Annotated in this window: 35 protein-coding genes, 1 tRNA gene and 1 pseudogene; 18 read left to right on the top strand and 19 right to left on the bottom strand. The window is 26.8% G+C overall.

Annotation, left to right across the window (positions count from 1 at the left end):
* Window positions 1-9: 9 nt before the first annotated feature.
* The 3 genes from ACFEL4_RS01735 to ACFEL4_RS01725 form a co-directional block, all read right to left on the bottom strand.
* Complete coding sequence (locus ACFEL4_RS01735) at window positions 10-699, bottom strand: hypothetical protein (protein ID WP_375317849.1); 690 nt, start codon at window positions 697-699, stop codon at window positions 10-12.
* Between the two features lie 171 nt (window positions 700-870).
* Window positions 871-1122 (bottom strand): hypothetical protein, encoded by a 252-nt coding sequence (locus ACFEL4_RS01730; protein ID WP_375317848.1) that lies wholly within the window; start codon window positions 1120-1122, stop codon window positions 871-873.
* A 58-nt stretch (window positions 1123-1180) separates the two neighbouring features.
* Complete coding sequence (locus ACFEL4_RS01725) at window positions 1181-2452, bottom strand: hemolysin family protein (RefSeq protein WP_375317847.1); 1272 nt, start codon at window positions 2450-2452, stop codon at window positions 1181-1183.
* A 160-nt stretch (window positions 2453-2612) separates the two neighbouring features.
* Between ACFEL4_RS01725 and ACFEL4_RS01720 the strand changes: the two genes are divergently transcribed.
* Window positions 2613-3242, top strand: coding sequence for a hypothetical protein (locus tag ACFEL4_RS01720; RefSeq protein ID WP_375317846.1), 630 nt, complete (start codon window positions 2613-2615; stop codon window positions 3240-3242).
* Between the two features lie 179 nt (window positions 3243-3421).
* Here ACFEL4_RS01720 and ACFEL4_RS01715 read toward each other — a convergent pair whose 3' ends face one another.
* Window positions 3422-3811 (bottom strand): IS1595 family transposase, encoded by a 390-nt coding sequence (locus tag ACFEL4_RS01715; protein WP_375317845.1) that lies wholly within the window; start codon window positions 3809-3811, stop codon window positions 3422-3424.
* Window positions 3706-4242 carry a hypothetical protein gene (locus ACFEL4_RS01710; RefSeq protein ID WP_375317690.1) on the bottom strand — a complete coding sequence of 179 codons (537 nt, stop codon included), beginning with the start codon at window positions 4240-4242 and terminating at the stop codon, window positions 3706-3708. Before ACFEL4_RS01710 ends, ACFEL4_RS01715 begins: the two co-directional genes overlap by 106 nt.
* Here ACFEL4_RS01710 and ACFEL4_RS01705 point away from each other — a divergent pair.
* Window positions 4223-4360, top strand: coding sequence for a hypothetical protein (locus ACFEL4_RS01705; RefSeq protein ID WP_375317844.1), 138 nt, complete (start codon window positions 4223-4225; stop codon window positions 4358-4360). The genes ACFEL4_RS01710 and ACFEL4_RS01705 overlap by 20 nt on opposite strands.
* A gap of 76 nt (window positions 4361-4436) precedes the next feature.
* On the opposite strand, the gene rdgB is transcribed toward ACFEL4_RS01705, so the two are convergent.
* The 4 genes from rdgB to ACFEL4_RS01685 all read right to left on the bottom strand — a co-directional run bounded on the left by rdgB (window position 4437) and on the right by ACFEL4_RS01685 (window position 6127).
* Window positions 4437-5036, bottom strand: coding sequence for an RdgB/HAM1 family non-canonical purine NTP pyrophosphatase (gene rdgB / locus ACFEL4_RS01700; RefSeq protein ID WP_375317843.1), 600 nt, complete (start codon window positions 5034-5036; stop codon window positions 4437-4439).
* Complete coding sequence (locus ACFEL4_RS01695) at window positions 5036-5215, bottom strand: cob(I)yrinic acid a,c-diamide adenosyltransferase (protein ID WP_375318350.1); 180 nt, start codon at window positions 5213-5215, stop codon at window positions 5036-5038. The genes rdgB and ACFEL4_RS01695 overlap by 1 nt, the downstream gene beginning before the upstream one ends.
* Before the next feature lie 91 nt (window positions 5216-5306).
* Complete coding sequence (locus ACFEL4_RS01690) at window positions 5307-5696, bottom strand: IS1595 family transposase (protein ID WP_375317313.1); 390 nt, start codon at window positions 5694-5696, stop codon at window positions 5307-5309.
* Window positions 5591-6127 carry a hypothetical protein gene (locus ACFEL4_RS01685; protein ID WP_375317524.1) on the bottom strand — a complete coding sequence of 179 codons (537 nt, stop codon included), beginning with the start codon at window positions 6125-6127 and terminating at the stop codon, window positions 5591-5593. The genes ACFEL4_RS01690 and ACFEL4_RS01685 overlap by 106 nt, the downstream gene beginning before the upstream one ends.
* On the opposite strand from ACFEL4_RS01685, the gene ACFEL4_RS01680 reads away from it, so the two are divergent.
* A complete protein-coding gene (locus ACFEL4_RS01680; protein WP_375318389.1) occupies window positions 6108-6329 on the top strand; it encodes a hypothetical protein in 222 nt (73 codons plus the stop codon). The two genes, ACFEL4_RS01685 and ACFEL4_RS01680, sit on opposite strands and share 20 nt — an antisense overlap.
* Here ACFEL4_RS01680 and ACFEL4_RS01675 read toward each other — a convergent pair.
* Window positions 6248-6517: pseudogene (locus tag ACFEL4_RS01675) on the bottom strand (cob(I)yrinic acid a,c-diamide adenosyltransferase); the annotation flags it as partial. The gene ACFEL4_RS01680 and the pseudogene ACFEL4_RS01675 sit on opposite strands and share 82 nt — an antisense overlap.
* Before the next feature lie 84 nt (window positions 6518-6601).
* On the opposite strand from ACFEL4_RS01675, the gene ACFEL4_RS01670 reads away from it, so the two are divergent.
* On the top strand, window positions 6602-7432 hold the full coding sequence (locus ACFEL4_RS01670) for a phosphotransferase (protein WP_375317842.1): 831 nt from the start codon (window positions 6602-6604) through the stop codon (window positions 7430-7432).
* Between the two features lie 109 nt (window positions 7433-7541).
* Here the strand turns inward: ACFEL4_RS01670 and ACFEL4_RS01665 are convergent, their stop codons facing one another.
* Window positions 7542-7697 carry a hypothetical protein gene (locus ACFEL4_RS01665; RefSeq protein ID WP_375317841.1) on the bottom strand — a complete coding sequence of 52 codons (156 nt, stop codon included), beginning with the start codon at window positions 7695-7697 and terminating at the stop codon, window positions 7542-7544.
* Window positions 7698-8201: 504 nt separating this feature from the next.
* Between ACFEL4_RS01665 and ACFEL4_RS01660 the strand changes: the two genes are divergently transcribed.
* The 3 genes from ACFEL4_RS01660 to ACFEL4_RS01650 all read left to right on the top strand — a co-directional run bounded on the left by ACFEL4_RS01660 (window position 8202) and on the right by ACFEL4_RS01650 (window position 10497).
* Window positions 8202-8390: a hypothetical protein gene (locus ACFEL4_RS01660; RefSeq protein WP_375317840.1), complete on the top strand. Its 189-nt coding sequence runs from the start codon at window positions 8202-8204 to the stop codon at window positions 8388-8390.
* A 969-nt stretch (window positions 8391-9359) separates the two neighbouring features.
* On the top strand, window positions 9360-9554 hold the full coding sequence (locus ACFEL4_RS01655; RefSeq protein WP_375317839.1) for a hypothetical protein: 195 nt from the start codon (window positions 9360-9362) through the stop codon (window positions 9552-9554).
* A 121-nt stretch (window positions 9555-9675) separates the two neighbouring features.
* The gene (locus ACFEL4_RS01650; protein WP_375317838.1) at window positions 9676-10497 is read left to right on the top strand and encodes an IS1595 family transposase; all 822 of its coding nucleotides are present in this window, start codon (window positions 9676-9678) and stop codon (window positions 10495-10497) included.
* Here the strand turns inward: ACFEL4_RS01650 and ACFEL4_RS01645 are convergent.
* Window positions 10494-10928, bottom strand: coding sequence for a hypothetical protein (locus ACFEL4_RS01645; RefSeq protein WP_375317837.1), 435 nt, complete (start codon window positions 10926-10928; stop codon window positions 10494-10496). The genes ACFEL4_RS01650 and ACFEL4_RS01645 overlap by 4 nt on opposite strands.
* A 287-nt stretch (window positions 10929-11215) precedes the next feature.
* Window positions 11216-11692: a hypothetical protein gene (locus ACFEL4_RS01640; protein ID WP_375317836.1), complete on the bottom strand. Its 477-nt coding sequence runs from the start codon at window positions 11690-11692 to the stop codon at window positions 11216-11218.
* A 311-nt stretch (window positions 11693-12003) separates the two neighbouring features.
* On the opposite strand from ACFEL4_RS01640, the gene ACFEL4_RS01635 reads away from it, so the two are divergent.
* The 7 genes from ACFEL4_RS01635 (at window position 12004) to ACFEL4_RS01605 (ending at window position 15920) form a co-directional block, all read left to right on the top strand.
* Window positions 12004-12204 (top strand): transposase, encoded by a 201-nt coding sequence (locus ACFEL4_RS01635; RefSeq protein WP_375317835.1) that lies wholly within the window; start codon window positions 12004-12006, stop codon window positions 12202-12204.
* Window positions 12205-13107: 903 nt separating this feature from the next.
* The gene (locus tag ACFEL4_RS01630; protein ID WP_375317834.1) at window positions 13108-14364 is read left to right on the top strand and encodes a hypothetical protein; all 1257 of its coding nucleotides are present in this window, start codon (window positions 13108-13110) and stop codon (window positions 14362-14364) included.
* A gap of 120 nt (window positions 14365-14484) precedes the next feature.
* A complete protein-coding gene (locus tag ACFEL4_RS01625; protein WP_375317833.1) occupies window positions 14485-14910 on the top strand; it encodes a hypothetical protein in 426 nt (141 codons plus the stop codon).
* A complete protein-coding gene (locus ACFEL4_RS01620; protein ID WP_375317832.1) occupies window positions 14910-15161 on the top strand; it encodes a hypothetical protein in 252 nt (83 codons plus the stop codon). Before ACFEL4_RS01625 ends, ACFEL4_RS01620 begins: the two co-directional genes overlap by 1 nt.
* The gene (locus ACFEL4_RS01615; protein ID WP_375317831.1) at window positions 15101-15472 is read left to right on the top strand and encodes a hypothetical protein; all 372 of its coding nucleotides are present in this window, start codon (window positions 15101-15103) and stop codon (window positions 15470-15472) included. The genes ACFEL4_RS01620 and ACFEL4_RS01615 overlap by 61 nt, the downstream gene beginning before the upstream one ends.
* A complete protein-coding gene (locus ACFEL4_RS01610; protein WP_375317686.1) occupies window positions 15472-15606 on the top strand; it encodes a hypothetical protein in 135 nt (44 codons plus the stop codon). The genes ACFEL4_RS01615 and ACFEL4_RS01610 overlap by 1 nt, the downstream gene beginning before the upstream one ends.
* Window positions 15546-15920, top strand: coding sequence for an IS1595 family transposase (locus ACFEL4_RS01605; RefSeq protein ID WP_375318349.1), 375 nt, complete (start codon window positions 15546-15548; stop codon window positions 15918-15920). The genes ACFEL4_RS01610 and ACFEL4_RS01605 overlap by 61 nt, the downstream gene beginning before the upstream one ends.
* Window positions 15921-16022: 102 nt before the next feature.
* Here ACFEL4_RS01605 and ACFEL4_RS01600 read toward each other — a convergent pair whose 3' ends face one another.
* From ACFEL4_RS01600 to ACFEL4_RS01580, 5 genes are all read right to left on the bottom strand, one after another.
* The gene (locus ACFEL4_RS01600) at window positions 16023-16490 is read right to left on the bottom strand and encodes a hypothetical protein (RefSeq protein WP_375317830.1); all 468 of its coding nucleotides are present in this window, start codon (window positions 16488-16490) and stop codon (window positions 16023-16025) included.
* Window positions 16491-16632: 142 nt separating this feature from the next.
* Complete coding sequence (locus tag ACFEL4_RS01595; RefSeq protein WP_375317829.1) at window positions 16633-17478, bottom strand: hypothetical protein; 846 nt, start codon at window positions 17476-17478, stop codon at window positions 16633-16635.
* A gap of 96 nt (window positions 17479-17574) precedes the next feature.
* Window positions 17575-17745: a hypothetical protein gene (locus ACFEL4_RS01590; RefSeq protein ID WP_375317828.1), complete on the bottom strand. Its 171-nt coding sequence runs from the start codon at window positions 17743-17745 to the stop codon at window positions 17575-17577.
* 111 nt (window positions 17746-17856) lie between these two features.
* Window positions 17857-18267: an IS1595 family transposase gene (locus ACFEL4_RS01585; protein ID WP_375317080.1), complete on the bottom strand. Its 411-nt coding sequence runs from the start codon at window positions 18265-18267 to the stop codon at window positions 17857-17859.
* Between the two features lie 58 nt (window positions 18268-18325).
* A complete protein-coding gene (locus ACFEL4_RS01580) occupies window positions 18326-18697 on the bottom strand; it encodes a hypothetical protein (RefSeq protein ID WP_375316858.1) in 372 nt (123 codons plus the stop codon).
* A gap of 228 nt (window positions 18698-18925) precedes the next feature.
* Between ACFEL4_RS01580 and ACFEL4_RS01575 the strand changes: the two genes are divergently transcribed.
* Entirely contained in the window at window positions 18926-19153 is a 228-nt protein-coding gene (locus tag ACFEL4_RS01575) for a hypothetical protein (RefSeq protein WP_308149919.1), read from the top strand.
* A gap of 266 nt (window positions 19154-19419) precedes the next feature.
* Here the strand turns inward: ACFEL4_RS01575 and ACFEL4_RS01570 are convergent.
* Window positions 19420-19494: transfer RNA gene (locus tag ACFEL4_RS01570), tRNA-Gly, on the bottom strand.
* 110 nt (window positions 19495-19604) lie between these two features.
* Between ACFEL4_RS01570 and ACFEL4_RS01565 the strand changes: the two genes are divergently transcribed.
* The 3 genes from ACFEL4_RS01565 to ACFEL4_RS01555 all read left to right on the top strand — a co-directional run bounded on the left by ACFEL4_RS01565 (window position 19605) and on the right by ACFEL4_RS01555 (window position 21096).
* Window positions 19605-19976, top strand: coding sequence for a hypothetical protein (locus ACFEL4_RS01565; RefSeq protein ID WP_375316858.1), 372 nt, complete (start codon window positions 19605-19607; stop codon window positions 19974-19976).
* 58 nt (window positions 19977-20034) lie between these two features.
* Complete coding sequence (locus tag ACFEL4_RS01560) at window positions 20035-20445, top strand: IS1595 family transposase (RefSeq protein ID WP_375317827.1); 411 nt, start codon at window positions 20035-20037, stop codon at window positions 20443-20445.
* Between the two features lie 192 nt (window positions 20446-20637).
* A complete protein-coding gene (locus ACFEL4_RS01555) occupies window positions 20638-21096 on the top strand; it encodes a DxFTY motif-containing membrane protein (RefSeq protein ID WP_375317826.1) in 459 nt (152 codons plus the stop codon).
* Window positions 21097-21162: the final 66 nt, after the last annotated feature.

Raw genomic sequence — 21162 nt, 5'->3', positions numbered from 1 at the left:
ATCAAATCCTTAATTACTTCCAAATTTTAATGTAGGAATAGTAAACAAATATAATTCCATTCAAGCACCACGACCATAATCATATGCTTTTAAAATAAATGCATTTGCTGTTATTACAGCAGCAATTGCAAACGCTGCGGGTGATAATGGTGGGCATGCTTCACTAATCATAGCTGCGATTTCAGCAACCGAAAGCCCCCCTTCAGTAAATTCTTCAATTATAGCTGAACTAAAATGTAATTTCGCTATACTAAATCAATATCAATAAGTTTCATATCAAATACCTTCAATGTTAAGATTTTTTACTGCTTGGGTTGCAAAATTAAAACTAGCTTTACCCTTTTCATCAAAAATTAAGAATTTATTTTGATAGTAAACATGCAAAACTTGAAGATATTCATCACTAGTAATGATTTGATAAATTTTAAAATCTCATATTTTTTTATTCAATTTAGCGCTATCAAAAACGATAGCACCATTTGCTAATGAAATAACACCTAATATATTTTCTTTTAATACTTGTTTTTCTTGCTCAGTTTTAGTTGCAAAATATTTTTCTACATAATCAAAATCAATTGATTTATGTTGTTCTTTGTATTGTAAATTTTCAATATTGTTTGTTTTTGATAAGGTAGTAATTTGTGGTGTTGTACTTAAAAGCGTAGTTAGAACCAAACTACTTGTAATAAATTTTTTCATGTTATTTTCCCCTTTTTACCTATATTTCTAAAATTCAATAACCTTTTCTTAAATTTTATAAGCTACACATATATATTAAAACTATTCAAAAATTTTACAATTTAAAAGCATAAATTGATTATAAAATCATTAAATAGTGTAAAAAAATGAATCCATAAACGGATTCATTTTTTATACTTCAATGGGTAAAAATTCAAATATTTCAGGATGGTCAGCACAAAACTTTAATTCAGCATCATTTTTATGTTCTTCAATTTCAGATTGTAATTTTGCTAATATTTGTTGAATCTCAACTAATCTTTCTGGTGTTGGTGGTTGTTTATCTCACCCATCAATAATAATTTTACCTTCTTTAATCAAAGAATTATATTGACATCTTAGACAATCAGATTTTTCTGTTTCATGTTGATGTTTTCCAAACATAAGGTCACATTCTTTCTAAAATAATTATATCTTTATTATAATAAATTTTACCTAACGTTTATTCTCATTCATTTTTAATTTTTTTATTAGTAAATACTTCTACTTCAAAGACAGCATATTCTTTTTTTACTTTCACCACTTTAAACGAAAAGTTACGAAATTTAAAAACAGGACTACACTTTCTAACTTTCTTTTCTTTAGTTTTCATCATATATCATTCTTGAACAGTTTGATTATTACTATTAGGTGATTTCTTTTTTAAATAACGCTTGAATAATAATTCTAATTTTGATGAACCGTCAACACGAAATTTATGGGTTCCAACTTCTTGAATTAAACCAATCTCATCAGTTTCATCATAAATTTCACCGACTAATTCTTCAAGAATATCTTCTAAGGTAATAATTCCACTAAAATCTTTTTTTTCTTTATTATTACACACAATAGCTAAGTGCATTCTTTCACTTTGCAGTAATTCCAATGCTTCATTTAACTTTGCACGTTTTGAAATAAAAATAGGTGGTAACATTAATTTTAATAAATCAGGATGTTCATTTTCTAACATGTTAATAATAAATTCTTTAATATTTAAAATTCCAATTACATTATCAGTATTACGGTCTATAACCGGAATTCGACTATATTTTTCTTCTAGATATAACTGTTTAATTGTTTTAGCAGGAGTGTCATCATAGATATATTTGATTTTACTTTTGGGATGCATAGCTTGAAACACAGATTTTTCATCAAATTTAATTGCTGATTCAATTAAATCGCGTTCTGCTTTTTCAATAACTCCTTCTCGTTCAATAATTGAAATTAATTCAATTAATTCTTGTTCTGAACTAGTTGGTTTTTTACTTTTAATTTGAAATAGTTTAAAGATAAAAGTAAAAGGATAAAAAATAATATTCAGTATATATAAAATATAAGCATAATTTAACGCCACTGCCTCAGGGTGTAATTTAGCAACACTTTTAGGAATAATTTCACCAATAATTAAAACAACAGTAGCAGAAACTAAAGTTGAAATTAATGGTCCATAAATTGGTAAGTTTAAACTGTCAATAAATAAAACTGTACTTAAAGTACCAATGGCAACATTAATTAATGTATTGCCAATTAAAATAGTTGTTAAAGTTGTATTATAATTTTTTACTAATTTAAAAACAATATTAGCACGATGATTTTTCTTGCTACGTAATTTACCAATTGATTTAATTCTAATAACGTTTAATGAAGTTAAAGAAGTTTCTGCTGATGAATAGAAACTACTTAAAAATAATAGAATTACTAATATGATTATATAAATGTACCAATTACTTTCCATATAGAAAATATTTTGCTCCTTTGTATTTTTTTATTGTTATTAAGATTATAACATAGTATACTTAATACGTTATATTTTATTATATATTATTTGTTTATGCTTTAGGCATACAACATAATATTGAAGGTGTGAAAATTAAATGCGTAAAATACTAGGATTAATGGCTGCTATAGTACTAGGTAGCACAACAACTTTACAAGTAGTCGCTTGTAGTGATGATTCAAAATTTCAAGATTTTAAAAATCATGTTAATAGCAAAGAAACTTTTTTTGGTGTACTTGGAATTAAAAGCAATGCCGATGAAAAAACACTTACTGATGGATTAACTGCTATGCAAGCAATACCTCCAACAGTTGGTAAAAGTCAGTGAGAAAAATATCTAGAATCAGACCGTGTAAAACCTGCTTTAGATAAAAATAATACTAAAATTAAGATTCTAACGTTTGAAAGAGAACCGTTTGCTGATGAAAGTAAGACATCAACCGATGATTTTTGAAATGATTATTCTATTAGTTGACAACAAAATATCTACCATTGATTAATTGACAACAAAACAGTAGGTACCAAATACTCAGAACCTGTTACAGACTCTGCTACAACTGTTATTCCTCCTTACCCTAGTACTGATAAGGATCGTAAATTTACATCATTACCAATTATCTTTATTGTAAGTAAGGGGCAATTATTAACTGTTGGTGCTGGTTGAGATTCAAAAAATATTAGCAACCAAGAACAATTTTTTGATAAATTTACAGCTTTAATAAGTGGGAATTTATTAGACAAATTATAAAACATACAAGTTTAGTATTAAAAAATGCTAATAAAGCAAATCTTTACTTTCTACATAATAAACAAAAAATAAGTTATTAATAAATTATTTTTTTAGGCTTTTCTCCCTTTATGTATTATTTTTAAATTTTATCACATAAATGCTGAGAAAAGCCTATCTACGGACTTCTCCCCACATTTTTAAATTAAACATAGCATTACAGTTTCAAAACTAGGTATGTTATTGAATTTATATGCAGCTTCTTTTGCATATAAATGAATATGATGTTTTGCAACTTTGATATGTGTTTTAAATGTTCTTCGTATATGTTTTCATACTGACTCAATTTGGTTGGTATTTACACAAGTTTTTGAAACATAGCCATCTTGATGGTTAACTGTTTCATGCTTAGTGAAAACCGATTTCAAATCGCGATATCCTTTTCAAGAATCAGTATGTACATCACACTTTGAAGAAATGTGGTTTATTGCAAACTGCAAAAGATTTTTACTGTTTGCGTTTTTCAATACTTTCACAATCAGATTGTTGGTTGTTTTTTCATAAATACCAACAATCAAGGTTTTGTTCAACAAGGATCTTCCTTGTTTTTTAAACCCATATGTGAAAGATACATTTCATCCATTTGCACTATGCCCTCAACAATGAATTGAGGTTCTTGTTTAGCAATGGCACTTCGGATTTTATGACCCATTCTTCAAGCTGTTTTCAAGGTCACTCCCAATGCTTTTGCAACATCAGTTGATGGAATTCCATGTTTGGTGTTTATTCATCTAAAGATGAGATAAAACCAAGATATTAAAGGTGTTTGTGACTTTGAAAATATAGTGCCCGTGAGAATACTGAATGTTTGATGACATTTCAAACATCTCATTTTTCTTAAATTAGAAGTATTCAAATTAAAACTAGAACACCTAATACATTTGCTTTGTTTCAAACTTGCTATATATGCAAGACATTGTTTTTCAGTTTGAAAAGTATTATTGAACTCATTCAATTTCATTGTTTCCTCCACAAGTACATGTGGGGAGAAGTCCGTTTTTTTATTTAGTAACATTATTATATCATTTGCAATCTTGTCTTTTTTGATTTTGAAATCAATTTCAGCATTGGTTAGTTAGTACTACCCGAAAGTTGTAATTTTATAAGGGTTCAATTCTCTTTTCTCTAAACATCAGAGATAATGCATCTCTCATTCTATTCAAAGGCTAATGTTTCTAAAAATTTTAACAATTGACTAAGCGCTGAATAACGATGAGAAATCTTATTTTTATCTTCTAACGTCATTTCTCCTAATGTGGCATGTTGTGATGGAATATAAAAGATTTGATCATAACCAAAACCATAATTACCTTTAATTTCTATTGTAATTTCACCTTCCAACTTACCAATAAAAGTTTTGCTAATGTTATGATTCAAATCAACATAAGCAATTGCTGAAATAAACATGGCGCTACGGTCATTATGGCCTTTCATTTGCTCTAAAATATCAACCATAGCTTCATGATAAGACATACTGCCTTTTCAACGTGCTGAATGAATGCCAGGGAAATTATTTAATGCTAAAATTTCCAATCCTGAATCATCGCCAATGACAGGAGTGTTAACTAATCGTGCTAAAGTTTTTGCTTTTAAAACAGCATTTTCAGAAAATGAATCCCCGGTTTCATTAATTTCAATTGGTGAACTAAGGTCTAAAATTGACTTAATTTCATAACCATATGGCGCTAACATCGCTTTTAATTCCATAACTTTACCTGGATTGTTTGAAGCAAACCATAATGTTTTAATAACCATTAATAATCAATTCCTTCCCGTGCAATTTGACCTTGTTCAAAGTAATGTTTAATTGGTTTAACCTCACTAATTAAATCAGCAACTTGTTCTAAAGCAAATGACGCATATCGCCCTGATATGGCGATTTCAATATTTGGTTTTTTATTTTTTAAAATTTTAATTAAATCTTGTTCTTTAATTAAATTAGGCTTTTCTCCCTTTATGTACTATTTTTAAATTTTATCACATAAATGCTGAGAAAAGCCTATCTACGGACTTCTCCCCACATTTTTAAATTAAACATAGCATTACAGTTTCAAAACTAGGTATGTTATTGAATTTATATGCAGCTTCTTTTGCATATAAATGAATATGATGTTTTGCAACTTTGATATGTGTTTTAAATGTTCTTCGTATATGTTTTCATACTGACTCAATTTGGTTGGTATTTACACCAGTTTTTGAAACATAGCCATCTTGATGGTTAACTGTTTCATGCTTAGTGAAAACCGATTTCAAATCGCGATATCCTTTTCAAGAATCAGTATGTACATCACACTTTGAAGAAATGTGGTTTATTGCAAACTGCAAAAGATTTTTACTGTTTGCGTTTTTCAATACTTTCACAATCAGATTGTTGGTTGTTTTTTCATAAATACCAACCATCAAGGTTTTGTTCAACAAGGATCTTCCTTGTTTTTTAAACCCATATGTGAAAGATACATTTCATCCATTTGCACTATGCCCTCAACAATGAATTGAGGTTCTTGTTTAGCAATGGCACTTCGGATTTTATGACCCATTCTTCAAGCTGTTTTCAAGGTCACTCCCAATTCTTTTGCAACATCAGTTGATGGAATTCCATGTTTGGTGTTTATTCATCTAAAGATGAGATAAAACCAAGATATTAAAGGTGTTTGTGACTTTGAAAATATAGTGCCCGTGAGAATACTGAATGTTTGATGACATTTCAAACATCTCATTTTTCTTAAATTAGAAGTATTCAAATTAAAACTAGAACACCTAATACATTTGCTTTGTTTCAAACTTGCTATATATGCAAGACATTGTTTTTCAGTTTGAAAAGTATTATTGAACTCATTCAATTTCATTGTTTCCTCCACAAGTACATGTGGGGAGAAGTCCGTTAAATTATTTTGAATGCATCATAAGATTTCGTCAACCACAATTAAATCAATGCTATCACTTTGACTTAAAATTGCTAAGCGTTGTAGTCCTTCATTAGTTTCTTGTGTTAAAATGGCTTTTTCCTTCTCATCCATTTCTCAAAAAAATTTTTGTGATGATTCATAAAAACTTTCAATTTTAACTTTAGTGTTATTTTTAAAAAAGGCAATTTCGCCCGACGGACGATTCTTTAAAAACCGCAAGTAACTAACATTAAGTTTATTACCAAGCACACGCACAACCATACTATTAATAATAGTTGTCTTACCTTTACATTCACCTTTGTAAATATGAATATAACCTTTTTCTAACATCGTCTCACTACTTTCAATAATTTAATTAAATAAATTGTATAATTTTATTGAGATAGATACAAGTAAATTGAAAAGGTGAATAACATGACATTTAAAACTATAAAATCACCCCTTCAATGTGAACAATTAATAACTAAAGGACTAACTAATGACTTATTCTTAGTTAATCAACAATATTTTTTAAAACAAAGTAAAAACATTAAGCAACCATTTTTAAACACAGAAAATCAAATTAGAGTTGTCCAATTAATTCAGTGACAAAAATTTACATTACCAATTATTGAAATTAATATTCAAGATAATAAATTACTAACATTAATGCCCTACTATCATAATTTAATAACTTTAGTAGAACAACCAATTTATGACGAAATATTAACTACTTCATCTAATTTAGTAAAACAATTACATAAAATTAAATATGATAGTAATTTAAATATAATGAAGTGAAATGGTTTAGAACAATTAAAATCTTATTGTGATTTAGTTATTTGTGCAGTTGATTTAACTAAGATTAAAACAAGTGTTACTACTTGAATTACAAATTACCAACCAGAAAAAATAGTATTATGTCATAATGATTTAAGCATTAATAATTTTGTAAAAACTAATAATCAGTGATATCTTATTGATTGAGATTTTGCTTGTTGGAATGATCCATTATTTGATATTGCTTCTTTTGCATCTGAAACATTAACTAATGATAGTGATATTAAAATTTGATTTGCTTGTTTTAATTTAACTGATGAGCAAATAACAATTGTTAAACAATGAATGACTTATCAAGATTTAATTTGATATTACTGGGCTTGTTATTTGTATAAACAAACTAATATATCAATTTATCAAGATATTAGTAATAGTAAACTAGAAAAGTTAATGTTGTATAGTGATAATTTAAACATCATTATATAGACTATCTATAATGTTCATAGTTTTTATTTCATTTTTACAAAATTAAAGGTTAATTCTATTGAGAGTATTATCCGTTAAAATAATTAAGATTTCTTTTATAATTTTTAGATTATTTTTCTGGTTCTTGTTGCCCATGAATATCTTTTGTAATTTTTTGAAATGATTGGGTTTCTTTAGAATTTTGTATTTCTTGTGCTAGCTTTTCAATAGCAGTAGAATTTCCACTGTCATTATCACCAACAAAATTTGATTTAGATGCAGACACGCTATATTTCTACTTTCCAAACAGCAGTGATGGTTTTTTACCAATACTATAACTTTGATTATCAGAATGTTTTTTATAAATATCTTTTCAAAAGTTTATAAAAATGATTTAACTTTTGTAAATCTTCAGATTCTTTATCTAATTTCTTTGACTTATGTCGTTCCACAAAGAAATTTATATTTATTTGCTTGTTCATCAAATTCTAAATAAATAGCATGTCTACCACCTTCATGATCTTTTTCTTTGCTTTCTTTAAAATTATAAACCATAGATTCTTCAAAGTTATTTTTTCAAGAAAGATTACCAATAAGTTGTAGAAAAGGAAAGTTTTACATTTAAATTATAAAATTTGTCCTGAATTAGAAGAAATTTCAAAAGAACAAGATGTCTAACTTAAAAAGTTATGATTAAAGTTTAAAAATAAAGTATAGTTAATTATTTGTAATTTATTTTAAAAGGTTTAAAATATTATTAAACATTTATATTAATGTTTAGGAGGTAAAAATGACACATAGTAGTGGTAGCTGTGGAGCAGCATCAGGAACTTCAGGATTTATTGGTTTACAACAATCAAAAAAAGTAGTGAACAAGCTACTTCAAAATCAAAATCAAGTAATTCAGATTCAAAGAGCCAATTGAAACAAACACAACAAATTGAAACAACATCATTACAACAACATGTGAATGATATAAGCAACGAAAGGGTGCTTGTCAAAAATCCGGAATAAATTACTTCATACAGTCTTATTATCATGTAGACAAGAAATAATTTGGATTTTTTATGTAATTGTAATTAAATATGGATTTTCTCAGCATTTATGTGATAAAATTTAAAAATAGTACATAAAGGGATAAAAGCCATAATTAAATTCCATTTTTAATTTCTCCTATCTATTTTTAAACTTTAATAACTACCTAATTTATTTATCTTAAATATGCCCCCAATCATACTTTATTTATGTACTATAGCATCTTAAAAACATAATTAGGTGTAAAAATAATTCTTCTACTAAAGTAAGTGTTTTTTCTTATGCCATATAACCAATGAAAACAATACTAGTAATAGGATAGGTATCACAAAATTAACGCCTTGTATTTGGCGTTATTTTAACGTTTAAAGCATATTTGCAAAAAATACAAAAATTAAGTACAATTTAATAGTAAAATTAACAAAAAAGGAGGATTTATGAGCAAAAAAAGATGTAAGACAAAAACAAAAATTAAAAAAACAAAATAAATTTAATAATCAAGATAAAAATAATATTATTTGTTATTGAGAAAAATGCATTAAAAATTGAAGCGAAATAATTGAAGTACAAAATTTAGGAAATTTATAATTTTGTGAAGAACATAAAATAAAATTTGATGAAGAAGCACCAATACTTCAAAATTATTTTATAGATGAAGAAATTGAAATTTGTGAAAGAAAAAAATGTAATAATAAATCTGTTAATCATATTCAATTAAAATTAAGTGAAGCAATAATACGTGATTATTTTCTTTGTCAAGAACATACAAAAGAATATCAAAATAAAATATTACCTGAGTTATTAGAAAAATTGAACAAAATAGAAAAATATCAAGAAATCAATAATAATTTAGAACTTATAATAAATGGAGAAGTAAAAAAAATTAACAAAATAAAAGAAGGAGTCATTTAGTATGAAAACATGAATAAAAACAAATTTCTACAAAATAACATCAATTTTAGCATTATTATTAGCAACAACTGGTTTAGTAATTGGTTCAATAGCACATCATAAAACAAATGAATTAACATATTATTTTTATTATGACCATGAAGCACACTGAGGGGGGCGACTATATGAGCTCATAAAAGCGGTGGTAAACATATAATAGAATTATATTTTTCAAATATTCCATGAAATAAAGATGATGTAAAATGAGATGGTAAATATCCTAATGAATACTATAATAATTAACGGACTTCTCCCCACATGTACTTGTGGAGGAAACAATGAAATTGAATGAGTTCAATAATACTTTTCAAACTGAAAAACAATGTCTTGCATATATAGCAAGTTTGAAACAAAGCAAATGTATTAGGTGTTCTAGTTTTAATTTGAATACTTCTAATTTAAGAAAAATGAGATGTTTGAAATGTCATCAAACATTCAGTATTCTCACGGGCACTATATTTTCAAAGTCACAAACACCTTTAATATCTTGGTTTTATCTCATCTTTAGATGAATAAACACCAAACATGGAATTCCATCAACTGATGTTGCAAAAGAATTGGGAGTGACCTTGAAAACAGCTTTAAGAATGGGTCATAAAATCCGAAGTGCCATTGCTAAACAAGAACCTCAATTCATTGTTGAGGGCATAGTGCAAATGGATGAAATGTATCTTTCACATATGGGTTTTAAAAAACAAGGAAGATCCTTGTTGAATAAAACCTTGATGGTTGGTATTTATGAAAAAACAACCAACAATCTGATTGTGAAAGTATTGAAAAACGCAAACAGTAAAAATCTTTGGCAGTTTGCAATAAACCACATTTCTTCAAAGTGTGATGTACATACTGATTCTTGAAAAGGATATCGCGATTTGAAATCGGTTTTCACTAAGCATGAAACAGTTAACCATCAAGATGGCTATGTTTCAAAAACTGGTGTAAATACCAACCAAATTGAGTCAGTATGAAAACATATACGAAGAACATTTAAAACACATATCAAAGTTGCAAAACATCATATTCATTTATATGCAAAAGAAGCTGCATATAAATTCAATAACATACCTAGTTTTGAAACTGTAATGCTATGTTTAATTTAAAAATGTGGGGAGAAGTCCGTAGATAGGCTTTTCTCCACATTTATGTGATAAAATTTAAAAATAGTACATAAAGGGAGAAAAGCCTTTTCTATTTTATTTTTGTTTTTTGGTTCACTTTCTTGATAATCTCAATTCATTACATCTTGAATTAATACCATTAAAGCACCAATAATTTTCGGTGTTGCTAGGGGATTAGTTAATAATTGTTTTGAATTTAAAAAGAAATTTTCTACAATAACTAAGATTTTTTTATTTTCAAAATGTTGTTTAATTATTAAAAAGTATTCTTTAAATAGATTTTTACTTTCTAGAACAGTTTTTGTTTTAAATGTTTCATTAAAAATAATATTATTAGTTTCGCTTGAATATATAACAATTCCATTATTACCAATTCCTGCCGGGTCAATTCCGATAATTAAGTCATATTGCATTTCATTATTGATTCCTTTATAACAAAAATAATTATTCATTATGAGTTGAAATATGTTTATATGGAGTAATTAAGTAATTAGTGGGTAAATAATTATGATTGTATTCAATAATCTTGTATGATTTATTATTTTCAACTCATTTAACATTGTATTTAAAACATGGATTAATAATGTTTGTTTTTGGGTCTTTTATTTCTCCAATAAATCACCCATTATGTTCTTCGTAAAATGTAAGTTCTTCTAATTTAGTTTCATTAATATAATATTCTTTTTTAGCAGGGAGTTTATTAACCGTTATTTTTTTGCTTAGCAAGAAATGGTTGTAATAAATTTAATAACTCTTGCCCATTCATTTCCCTTTTAACATTTTCTAAATTAAAAACTCAATATGTATATTTATCATCAACCATAAAACTATTGTTTTTAATCATTCAATTTGGAACCGACAATTTATATTCGCCATAATTAATCAAAATAGAATTTGATTTTTCAGTAATTTGTTCTTTTTGAAATTCTATTTGCATTTTAAAATCCTTTCTTTTTTTATATATCCTGTCGCATACAGCGTAAAGGATATATATTTTATTTATTTTATTAACACTAATATAATTAATATTCTCTAGAAAAAGTGTGCTCGTAAATAAATTGTAAAACTTGTAAAAAAAATAAATCAGCAACTGCTCACTGGGGGTGGCAGTGCTGATGAATAAAGAATTAATTACAATATGCCCCCCCAAAACGGGTCTATATACACTAGTTGCCAATCCGCTCCCACCCCAAGGATTACCATTATTCATGGTTAGTATATTTTATTAGGTATCACTCCACTTTTTATTTTTACATGCAAGTCCACATGCTAGCCACTATTTTGAACAACTGTGTTATGGTTCACTATTTTATGTCCCTAGCACGTGTTGATAATAGTGGTAAAGACGGTTATAAAATTTGCAAATCTTACAATTACAAAAAAAGACGATACTTATTTCTCGTCTTTTGTGCTAATTGTATTTTAATAAAAAAGGAATTGAGTCTTTTAAAGATAAATTATTGATAATAGAATAATGACTACGGAAGTTTGTTACGCCGCCTTGCAGGCTATGTTTCAAAAACTGGTGTAAATACCAACCAAATTGAGTCAGTATGAAAACATATACGAAGAACATTTAAAACACATATCAAAGTTGCAAAACATCATATTCATTTATACGCAAAAGAAGCTGCATATAAATTCAATAACATACCTAGTTTTGAAACTGTAATGCTATGTTTAATTTAAAAATGTGGGGAGAAGTCCGTAGATAGGCTTTTCTCAGCATTTATGTGATAAAATTTAAAAATAGTACATAAAGGGAGAAAAGCCAAATTTATTTCAAATTGTGGTGAAGATAGTCCTTTAAATGAATATATTCCTTATACTAATTTAGAATCATCAGATACTAGAACTAAAATCACTATTACTCATCCACAAAATAGATCAAGACCGGTTATTAATATTGATACTAGAGGTATTAATACATCTACTACAGTACCTGAATTTAAAAGTCCAAAAGAAACTATTGATATTAAATATGATAAAGAAACTCATATAGTTAATAGTGATGTTAGTGATAAAGTAATTTATTTTGATGACCTTGATGATAGAAAAAATGCTATTGAAATTTTAAAACATACTTTAGTACCTAATTTTATATATAAATGAGTTGCTTATAAAAATTTTGATCCTTTTACAGAAGATTACTCAAGTTATTTAAATGGAACTTTAATTCCTAAAAAATATACAGATGATAAATTACAAAATAAGTTAATTGCTGGTACTAATATAACTATTGATAAAGAAACTAATAATATTAGTGCTACTGGTGGTAGTTCAGTTGATGAAAATAGAATATTTAATAATAAAAATGATAAAGATAATACAACAAGATTAGTTAATGATGTTATAAATGTTGGAAATAGAACATTAATTTATAAAAATAAAAGTGGTCCTTCAGTAACAGATGATAATGATATTCCAAATAAAAAATATGTTGATGAAAAAATAAAATCTTTAAATGTTATTAAATGAAAAAATGTTGGTACAAAAGAAAGTAACATTAAAATTAATTATGATTTTAAAGTAAATACTTTATATAGAGTTGGTTATTGTTGAAAAAATGTAGAAAAAAGTCCAATTATATATATGCAATTTTTATGACAAGGTGAAGGTGCTGTATTAGCTAGTTTTTTTAAAGGAATTAGTGGTAAAAGAATTACTGAATCTTATGTTGATTTAGTAGTTATTTCAAATGCTATTGCAATGGATAGATTTAATGATGATGAAGGTAAAATATATTCATTAGAAGAAGAAATAAAAGAAAATACTTATAATCTTACTAGTGATACATTAGATATTACTTCACCAAGTGTAATTAATATAGATAAACCTATAAAAATTAATTCAAGAAGTTTAGAAACTAATGAAATAGAAGACAATTGTTGAGATATTGAATTAAAAGATAATCCAACACCAAATCCTAACCCAAGTGTTCCACAATGAAAAGAAGTAGCAGTTAGTACTGATTTAGTAACAATTAATTATAATTTAAAAAATAAAAATTATTATCGAGTATTCTATAATGGACGTACTAGAGATTTAATTACTAATATTGGGAAAGTTACACATGAAATAAAAGAATTTTATTATCAAGATAATGAAAATGCTTTTATGTTAGGTATTTTTAATATGATGTTAACTGGAATGCCTATGTATATTAAAAATAATGGAGTTAGTTTATATGCTGAAGCACGGATGTGTAATTTATGAAAATTAGAAGAATTAGCAATATTAATAGCTATTTCAATTAAAGTTAATAAATCAATTGCTATATATTGTTTTAGAAAATTAAATAAAGATATTAATGATTTAGTAAAAGAAATATATAATACTTTAATAACAATATGTTTAAATGATTATAAAGATTTTACTTTAAAATACCCTAATAAGCAAGCAGACTTTCGTTTTAAAGGATCTAAATCATTTATAAGAGTAATGGGTGTATATAGTAATTCAAATGATAGAATACCTTTAAAAGGGCTTTCTCGTAGTGAAATAAAAGGTTTTGATTTAGCAATTGAATGATGTGAAGAAGCAAATGAATTTACTCAGCGAGAATTTCAAGCAATAACATTTGCATTAGGTAATGCTAAAAAAAGAATAAAAATAAAAAGTTGTAATCCAGATAATATTTATCAATATTATATTGAATATATGAATAAAATTGTACCTTTTAATTTAGAAATAATGAAAGAAAAAAATGAACAAATTAAATCAATATTTGATAATAATATTTTTAAATTATTTCATTATAGTAATTGAAAAGTAAATGCTCATAATCTTACATTAGATATGATTAATGATTTAGAAGAATTAAAAGTATTAGATCCAATTAAAGCATAATCTTGATATTATGGTGTACCAAGTATTCTTACTGGTGCTATATTTGCAAGATATCTTGATAAAGTTGGTACTAAATTAGATTTTCAAGTACAAAGATTATCAGGTGGATTAGATATAGTTATGGCAACAAGTCCAAGTGGTCATCCTACAAGTGCTAGTTTATGATTTATTGGTGAAAATGATAATGGTAGAAGAGCACATAAAGAAAGTGAATTTTATCATAGTAATGTAACAATGCAATATAAAGATACTGATACTTTAGCAAATGATATTATTAATTATTATTTAAATGAAAGTAAACGTTATATAGCAATGTTATTTGGTTTTACTTGTTATGTTGATTATGGTAATGGTGGATTAGTATTTATTGATGTTTTAAAAAGTTGAGTTAAAAAACGTAATATAACATGATTAAAATTTATAGCAGTAGATAAATCAACTTTATATTTAAATGATAGAATTGATTTTACAACAATTTGTATGCTTAAAATATTATTAGTTTTAATTGAGAAAGATGTCCAGAAACTAAAAGACAATATAATTTAATGCAATGATTATCTAAAGTAAAAATAGATACTAATAATAATCAACCAAAAATGTTAGATTTACATGATGATACTTGATATAGTGATATGTATGCTTTAATGCATGAAATGAAATGATTAATTAATGGTATTAATAATAAATTATTAATTAATAAACGGACTTCTCCCCACATGTACTTGTGGAGGAAACAATGAAATTGAATGAGTTCAGTAATACTTTTCAAACTGAAAAACAATGTCTTGCATATATAGCAAGTTTGAAACAAAGCAAATGTATTAGGTGTTCTAGTTTTAATTTGAATACTTCTAATTTAAGAAAAATGAGATGTTTGAAATGTCATCAAACATTCAGTATTCTCACGGGCACTATATTTTCAAAGTCACAAACACCTTTAATATCTTGGTTTTATCTCATCTTTAGATGAATAAACACCAAACATGGAATTCCATCAACTGATGTTGCAAAAGAATTGGGAGTGACCTTGAAAACAGCTTGAAGAATGGGTCATAAATCCGAAGTGCCATTGCTAAACAAGAACCTCAATTCATTGTTGAGGGCATAGTGCAAATGGATGAAATGTATCTTTCACATATGGGTTTAAAAAACAAGGAAGATCCTTGTTGAACAAAACCTTGATTGTTGGTATTTATGAAAAAACAACCAACAATCTGATTGTGAAAGTATTGAAAAACGTAAACAGTAAAAATCTTTTGCAGTTTGCAATAAACCACATTTCTTCAAAGTGTGATGTACATACTGATTCTTGAAAAGGATATCGCGATTTGAAATCGGTTTTCACTAAGCATGAAACAGTTAACCATCAAGATGGCTATGTTTCAAAAACTGGTGTAAATACCAACCAAATTGAGTCAGTATGAAAACATATACGAAGAACATTTAAAACACATATCAAAGTTGCAAAACATCATATTCATTTATACGCAAAAGAAGCTGCATATAAATTCAATAACATACCTAGTTTTGAAACTGTAATGCTATGTTTAATTTAAAAATGTGGGGAGAAGTCCGTAGATAGGCTTTTCTCAGCATTTATGTGATAAAATTTAAAAATAGTACATAAAGGGAGAAAAGCCTAATAAATTTATAAAAATTTATTTTTTACTACTATTAGTAATAATGTTATCTTTAGTTTGTTTATTTTCTAAAAATAACAAACCACTATTGAAAAAATAAACAGAAATAACAAAAATTATAGAACCAATGGTAAACAAATGAGCAATTAATCAAATCACTCAAAATTTATTAATATTTAAACCAAAAACGAACAATAAGCAAATAATAGCAATGGTTGATGCTATACCTAAGAAAACTAATAAAATCTTTTTTTTATTAGTTACCCACACTGGCATAATAAAAATAAATAAAATGATACTAGTAATTGGTCAAATCATGATTTGAATTGAAATATCCATAATTTTACTAATAATAGAATCATTTGATTTAGGATAAAAATTATTAGTCATGAACATTAATCATACTAAAAATAAAAATAATGAAGATAATGTTAATGTAATTTTACTAATTAACAATGTTCTTTTTAATTTAATTTGTTTTTCCATCTTTGCCACCACTATTCTCATTATAATAATTATACTAAATATTTTAACCTTTATAGTAAAAATATAATAGAAAAAAGAGTAAGTAAAGTTTATATTTGGCCTTACTCTTTTAACTGTCCCATTCATATTTACAATTCAGAAATTAATTCTTTTTATATACGCTACCTGTAAATTCTGTTGCATTAGCACCTACATATAAAACACCATTTAAAATAACAATGCTTCTCATATTATCGGTTACTCCTGATATTTCAGTAGCAACAGTTTCAGTATCTTTTATTTTAAATAATCGATTTATCATCGGATTACCTTGCGCTATAGCATAGTAAAAAGTATCATCAACACTATCAAAACTACAACTAATTACTTGCCCAAACACTACACTTAAATCTAAAAATTTAGTAAATCTATCTGTCCCATTTGATTTTCAAATATTGGCATGTTTTCTAAAAGTTGTTACATATACTGCATCATAAGTAGTATTAATAGATAAATTAACTACTTGTTCTGTTATTCCTGGTATTTCCGTAAAAGCTGCTGTTCCATCAGTTGGAACATACACTTTAGTTTTGCTAATAGCATAAACTTTACCACTACTATTGTTTGTTACCATTTTGATAATAGGTTCATCAATCCCATCCATAGCAACAAAAGCATCAGTACCATTGCTCTTATAAACATTTCCCACATCACTTGCAGTTTTATCAGCAGCATAGATTGTATTATTAGAACTGTCAGCTGTCATAGCAACAATAGCACCAGTTGTCCCTTCTATAACATTAAAATTAGCAGCATTCATATTAATGTTTAAGCGAGGAGTAGTACCTTGTCAGTTTTTATCTACACTATCAGCTGTAATCTCAACCAAAACTTGTCTTACACTTTGTAATTGATTTGAAATATCATGACCACCAATTTTTGCATCAAACCACTTAACTGTATACTTACTAAAATAATTTCCTTTAAATTCAGTAGCAGTTGAAAGCATTGAATTTAAAACACTAAACTTTTTAGTATTATTAACACTTAAATTTAATCCTGTTAACGTTGTTATTTTTGCTAAATCATTTTTATTAATTGCTAATTAAATTCGATCTGTTGAACCAGTTCAATTATTATCAGTACTACTAGTGCTAATCTTAACCCACACATGTCCTGCAATTTGTGATTGATTTGAAATATCATGACCACCAGTTGCAACATCAAACCACTTAATTTTATAATTAACTAACAGTTTACTAAACTCACGAGCCATAACAATTTGTGAATTTAAAGCACTAAAATCACTTCCACTATTAAAATTTAAGGCTTTTCTCCCTTTATGTACTATTTAAATTTTATCACATAAATGCTGAGAAAAGCCTATCTACGGACTTCTCCCCACATTTTTAATTAAACATAGCATTACAGTTTCAAAACTAGGTATGTTATTGAATTTATATGCAGCTTCTTTTGCATATAAATGAATATGATGTTTTGCAACTTTGATATGTGTTTTAAATGTTCTTCGTATATGTTTTCATACTGACTCAATTTGGTTGGTATTTACACCAGTTTTTGAAACATAGCCATCTTGATGGTTAACTGTTTCATGCTTAGTGAAAACCGATTTCAAATCGCGATATCCTTTTCAAGAATCAGTATGTACATCACACTTTGAAGAAATGTGGTTTATTGCAAACTGCAAAAGATTTTTACTGTTTGCGTTTTTCAATACTTTCACAATCAGATTGTTGGTTGTTTTTTCATAAATACCAACAATCAAGGTTTTGTTCAACAAGGATCTTCCTTGTTTTTTAAACCCATATGTGAAAGATACATTTCATCCATTTGCACTATGCCCTCAACAATGAATTGAGGTTCTTGTTTAGCAATGGCACTTCGGATTTATGACCCATTCTTCAAGCTGTTTTCAAGGTCACTCCCAATTCTTTTGCAACATCAGTTGATGGAATTCCATGTTTGGTGTTTATTCATCTAAAGATGAGATAAAACCAAGATATTAAAGGTGTTTGTGACTTTGAAAATATAGTGCCCGTGAGAATACTGAATGTTTGATGACATTTCAAACATCTCATTTTTCTTAAATTAGAAGTATTCAAATTAAAACTAGAACACCTAATACATTTGCTTTGTTTCAAACTTGCTATATATGCAAGACATTGTTTTTCAGTTTGAAAAGTATTATTGAACTCATTCAATTTCATTGTTTCCTCCACAAGTACATGTGGGGAGAAGTCCGTTAATTAATTTAAATTAAAAAATTTGCTTGATTTTACTTGGAATTTATAATAAATCAGCTACAATAATAGTATAAGAAGTTTTAGTAAACTTTCTTCAGAAAAAATTCAATATGGTGTTTAATCTCTGTTTAAATTTTTACATTTAAAATAGGGTTTTTTTGTTCTAATAAACCATTTCAAGGAGTGAAAAATATGAAATCATGCTTCTATAAAGATGAAATTATCTACTATGCAACAAACTTAGAAAAATGAGCAAATGTTGAAAACAAAACATACTTTATTAAATTTCAAGATACGATATTAAGACTAACAGATATTATCAATACTTATGATTTAAAAAATATTGCTGAAATTAAAATTTACAAATTCTTAGCAAATGCTTTTAATAGCAGAATTTTAAAAGAGGTAGGTATAAAATAATGACAACAATAAAAAAAATGAATTTAGATGATTCATCAGAATCCTTAAAACTATATTTAAATGGTATTGGCAACAACATTAGCTTACAATTACAAACTGCTAACTTAATTTCATTTCCTACTGACACTAAGCAAATCAATAATTGTGACATATGCTCAGACACATCAAAGACAGTAAAAATTATTAGAAACACTTTGAATAACTAAAAACTTCATATAAAAACAAAAAAACGTATTAATTTACGATTTTGTTTTTTTATATAAGAATGGAGCGGGTGATGGGAATCGAACCCACTTTTTCTGCTTGGAAGGCAGAAGTAATAGCCAGTATACGACACCCGCGTTTATTAACCAAAAGTATTTATATCATAGAATTTCACTTAAAGTCAATAACTTTTACTAAAGAAATTAATAAATCGGACTTCTCCCCACATGTACTTGTGGAGGAAACAATGAAATTGAATGAGTTCAATAATACTTTTCAAACTGAAAAACAATGTCTTGCATATATAGCAAGTTTGAAACAAAGCAAATGTATTAGGTGTTCTAGTTTTAATTTGAATACTTCTAATTTAAGAAAAATGAGATGTTTGAAATGTCATCAAACATTCAGTATTCTCACGGGCACTATATTTTCAAAGTCACAAACACCTTTAATATCTTGGTTTTATCTCATCTTTAGATGAATAAACACCAAACATGGAATTCCATCAACTGATGTTGCAAAAGAATTGGGAGTGACCTTGAAAACAGCTTGAAGAATGGGTCATAAATCCGAAGTGCCATTGCTAAACAAGAACCTCAATTCATTGTTGAGGGCATAGTGCAAATGGATGAAATGTATCTTTCACATATGGGTTTAAAAAACAAGGAAGATCCTTGTTGAACAAAACCTTGATTGTTGGTATTTATGAAAAAACAACCAACAATCTGATTGTGAAAGTATTGAAAAACGCAAACAGTAAAAATCTTTTGCAGTTTGCAATAAACCACATTTCTTCAAAGTGTGATGTACATACTGATTCTTGAAAAGGATATCGCGATTTGAAATCGGTTTTCACTAAGCATGAAACAGTTAACCATCAAGATGTCTATGTTTCAAAAACTGGTGTAAATACCAACCAAATTGAGTCAGTATGAAAACATATACGAAGAACATTTAAAACACATATCAAAGTTGCAAAACATCATATTCATTTATATGCAAAAGAAGCTGCATATAAATTCAATAACATACCTAGTTTTGAAACTGTAATGCTATGTTTAATTAAAAATGTGGGGAGAAGTCCGTAGATAGGCTTTTCTCAGCATTTATGTGATAAAATTTAAATAGTACATAAAGGGAAAAAAGCCTTAATTAAATCATATCGTCTTTGCTAGTAATGTATTTTTTTATGTAATTAGAAAAATTTTGCTTTGAAATTGATATTAAAAATGTTAAAATACTTATTATTATGATAATGTAAAAATTAAAATGAGGTAGTAATGGAAAATATTGTTAGTAATAATGAAGTGGAGTTTAATAATAATGAAAATGATTTTATTCGTACTAAATTTTTAGTAAGCGTTGGATATTTAGTAATCCAGGTATTATTACCAGCTTTAGTTTTATTTTTTTTAACAGGCACTGATTTTACTTTTACGTTTAAAGAACCGCTGTGATTGATGATTGTTTTAACTATCAGTTTAATTGTATTTACTTTTATCGCTACTTTAATTGCATATAAAATGAAGTTACATCAAATTGATCAATTTACTTATGCTATTCCTTTCGCCTTTGTCTTAGGAATGTTGTATATATCAGGTTATTTTTTAACGCCTGACCAGTTGTTAATCCGTTTTATTATTTCCATTGCCGGAGCTGTCATTGGTATTTTATTAACTAGTATTGTTTTAGTGCTAGTTATTAGAAAAACACAAATTAAAAAATATCCTAAAATCTAAATTAAATTTTAATAATTGCAATGAAAGAGTGAAAAATATGAAAGTAATAAACCAACAATTAATTAG

Source organism: Spiroplasma endosymbiont of Virgichneumon dumeticola (assembly GCF_964264745.1).
In the GTDB taxonomy this organism is placed as follows: Bacteria; Bacillota_I; Bacilli_A; order Mycoplasmatales; family VBWQ01; genus Spiroplasma_E.
The sequence above is the reverse complement of the archived record's forward strand: the minus strand, read 5'-3'. Positions and strand labels throughout refer to the sequence as shown.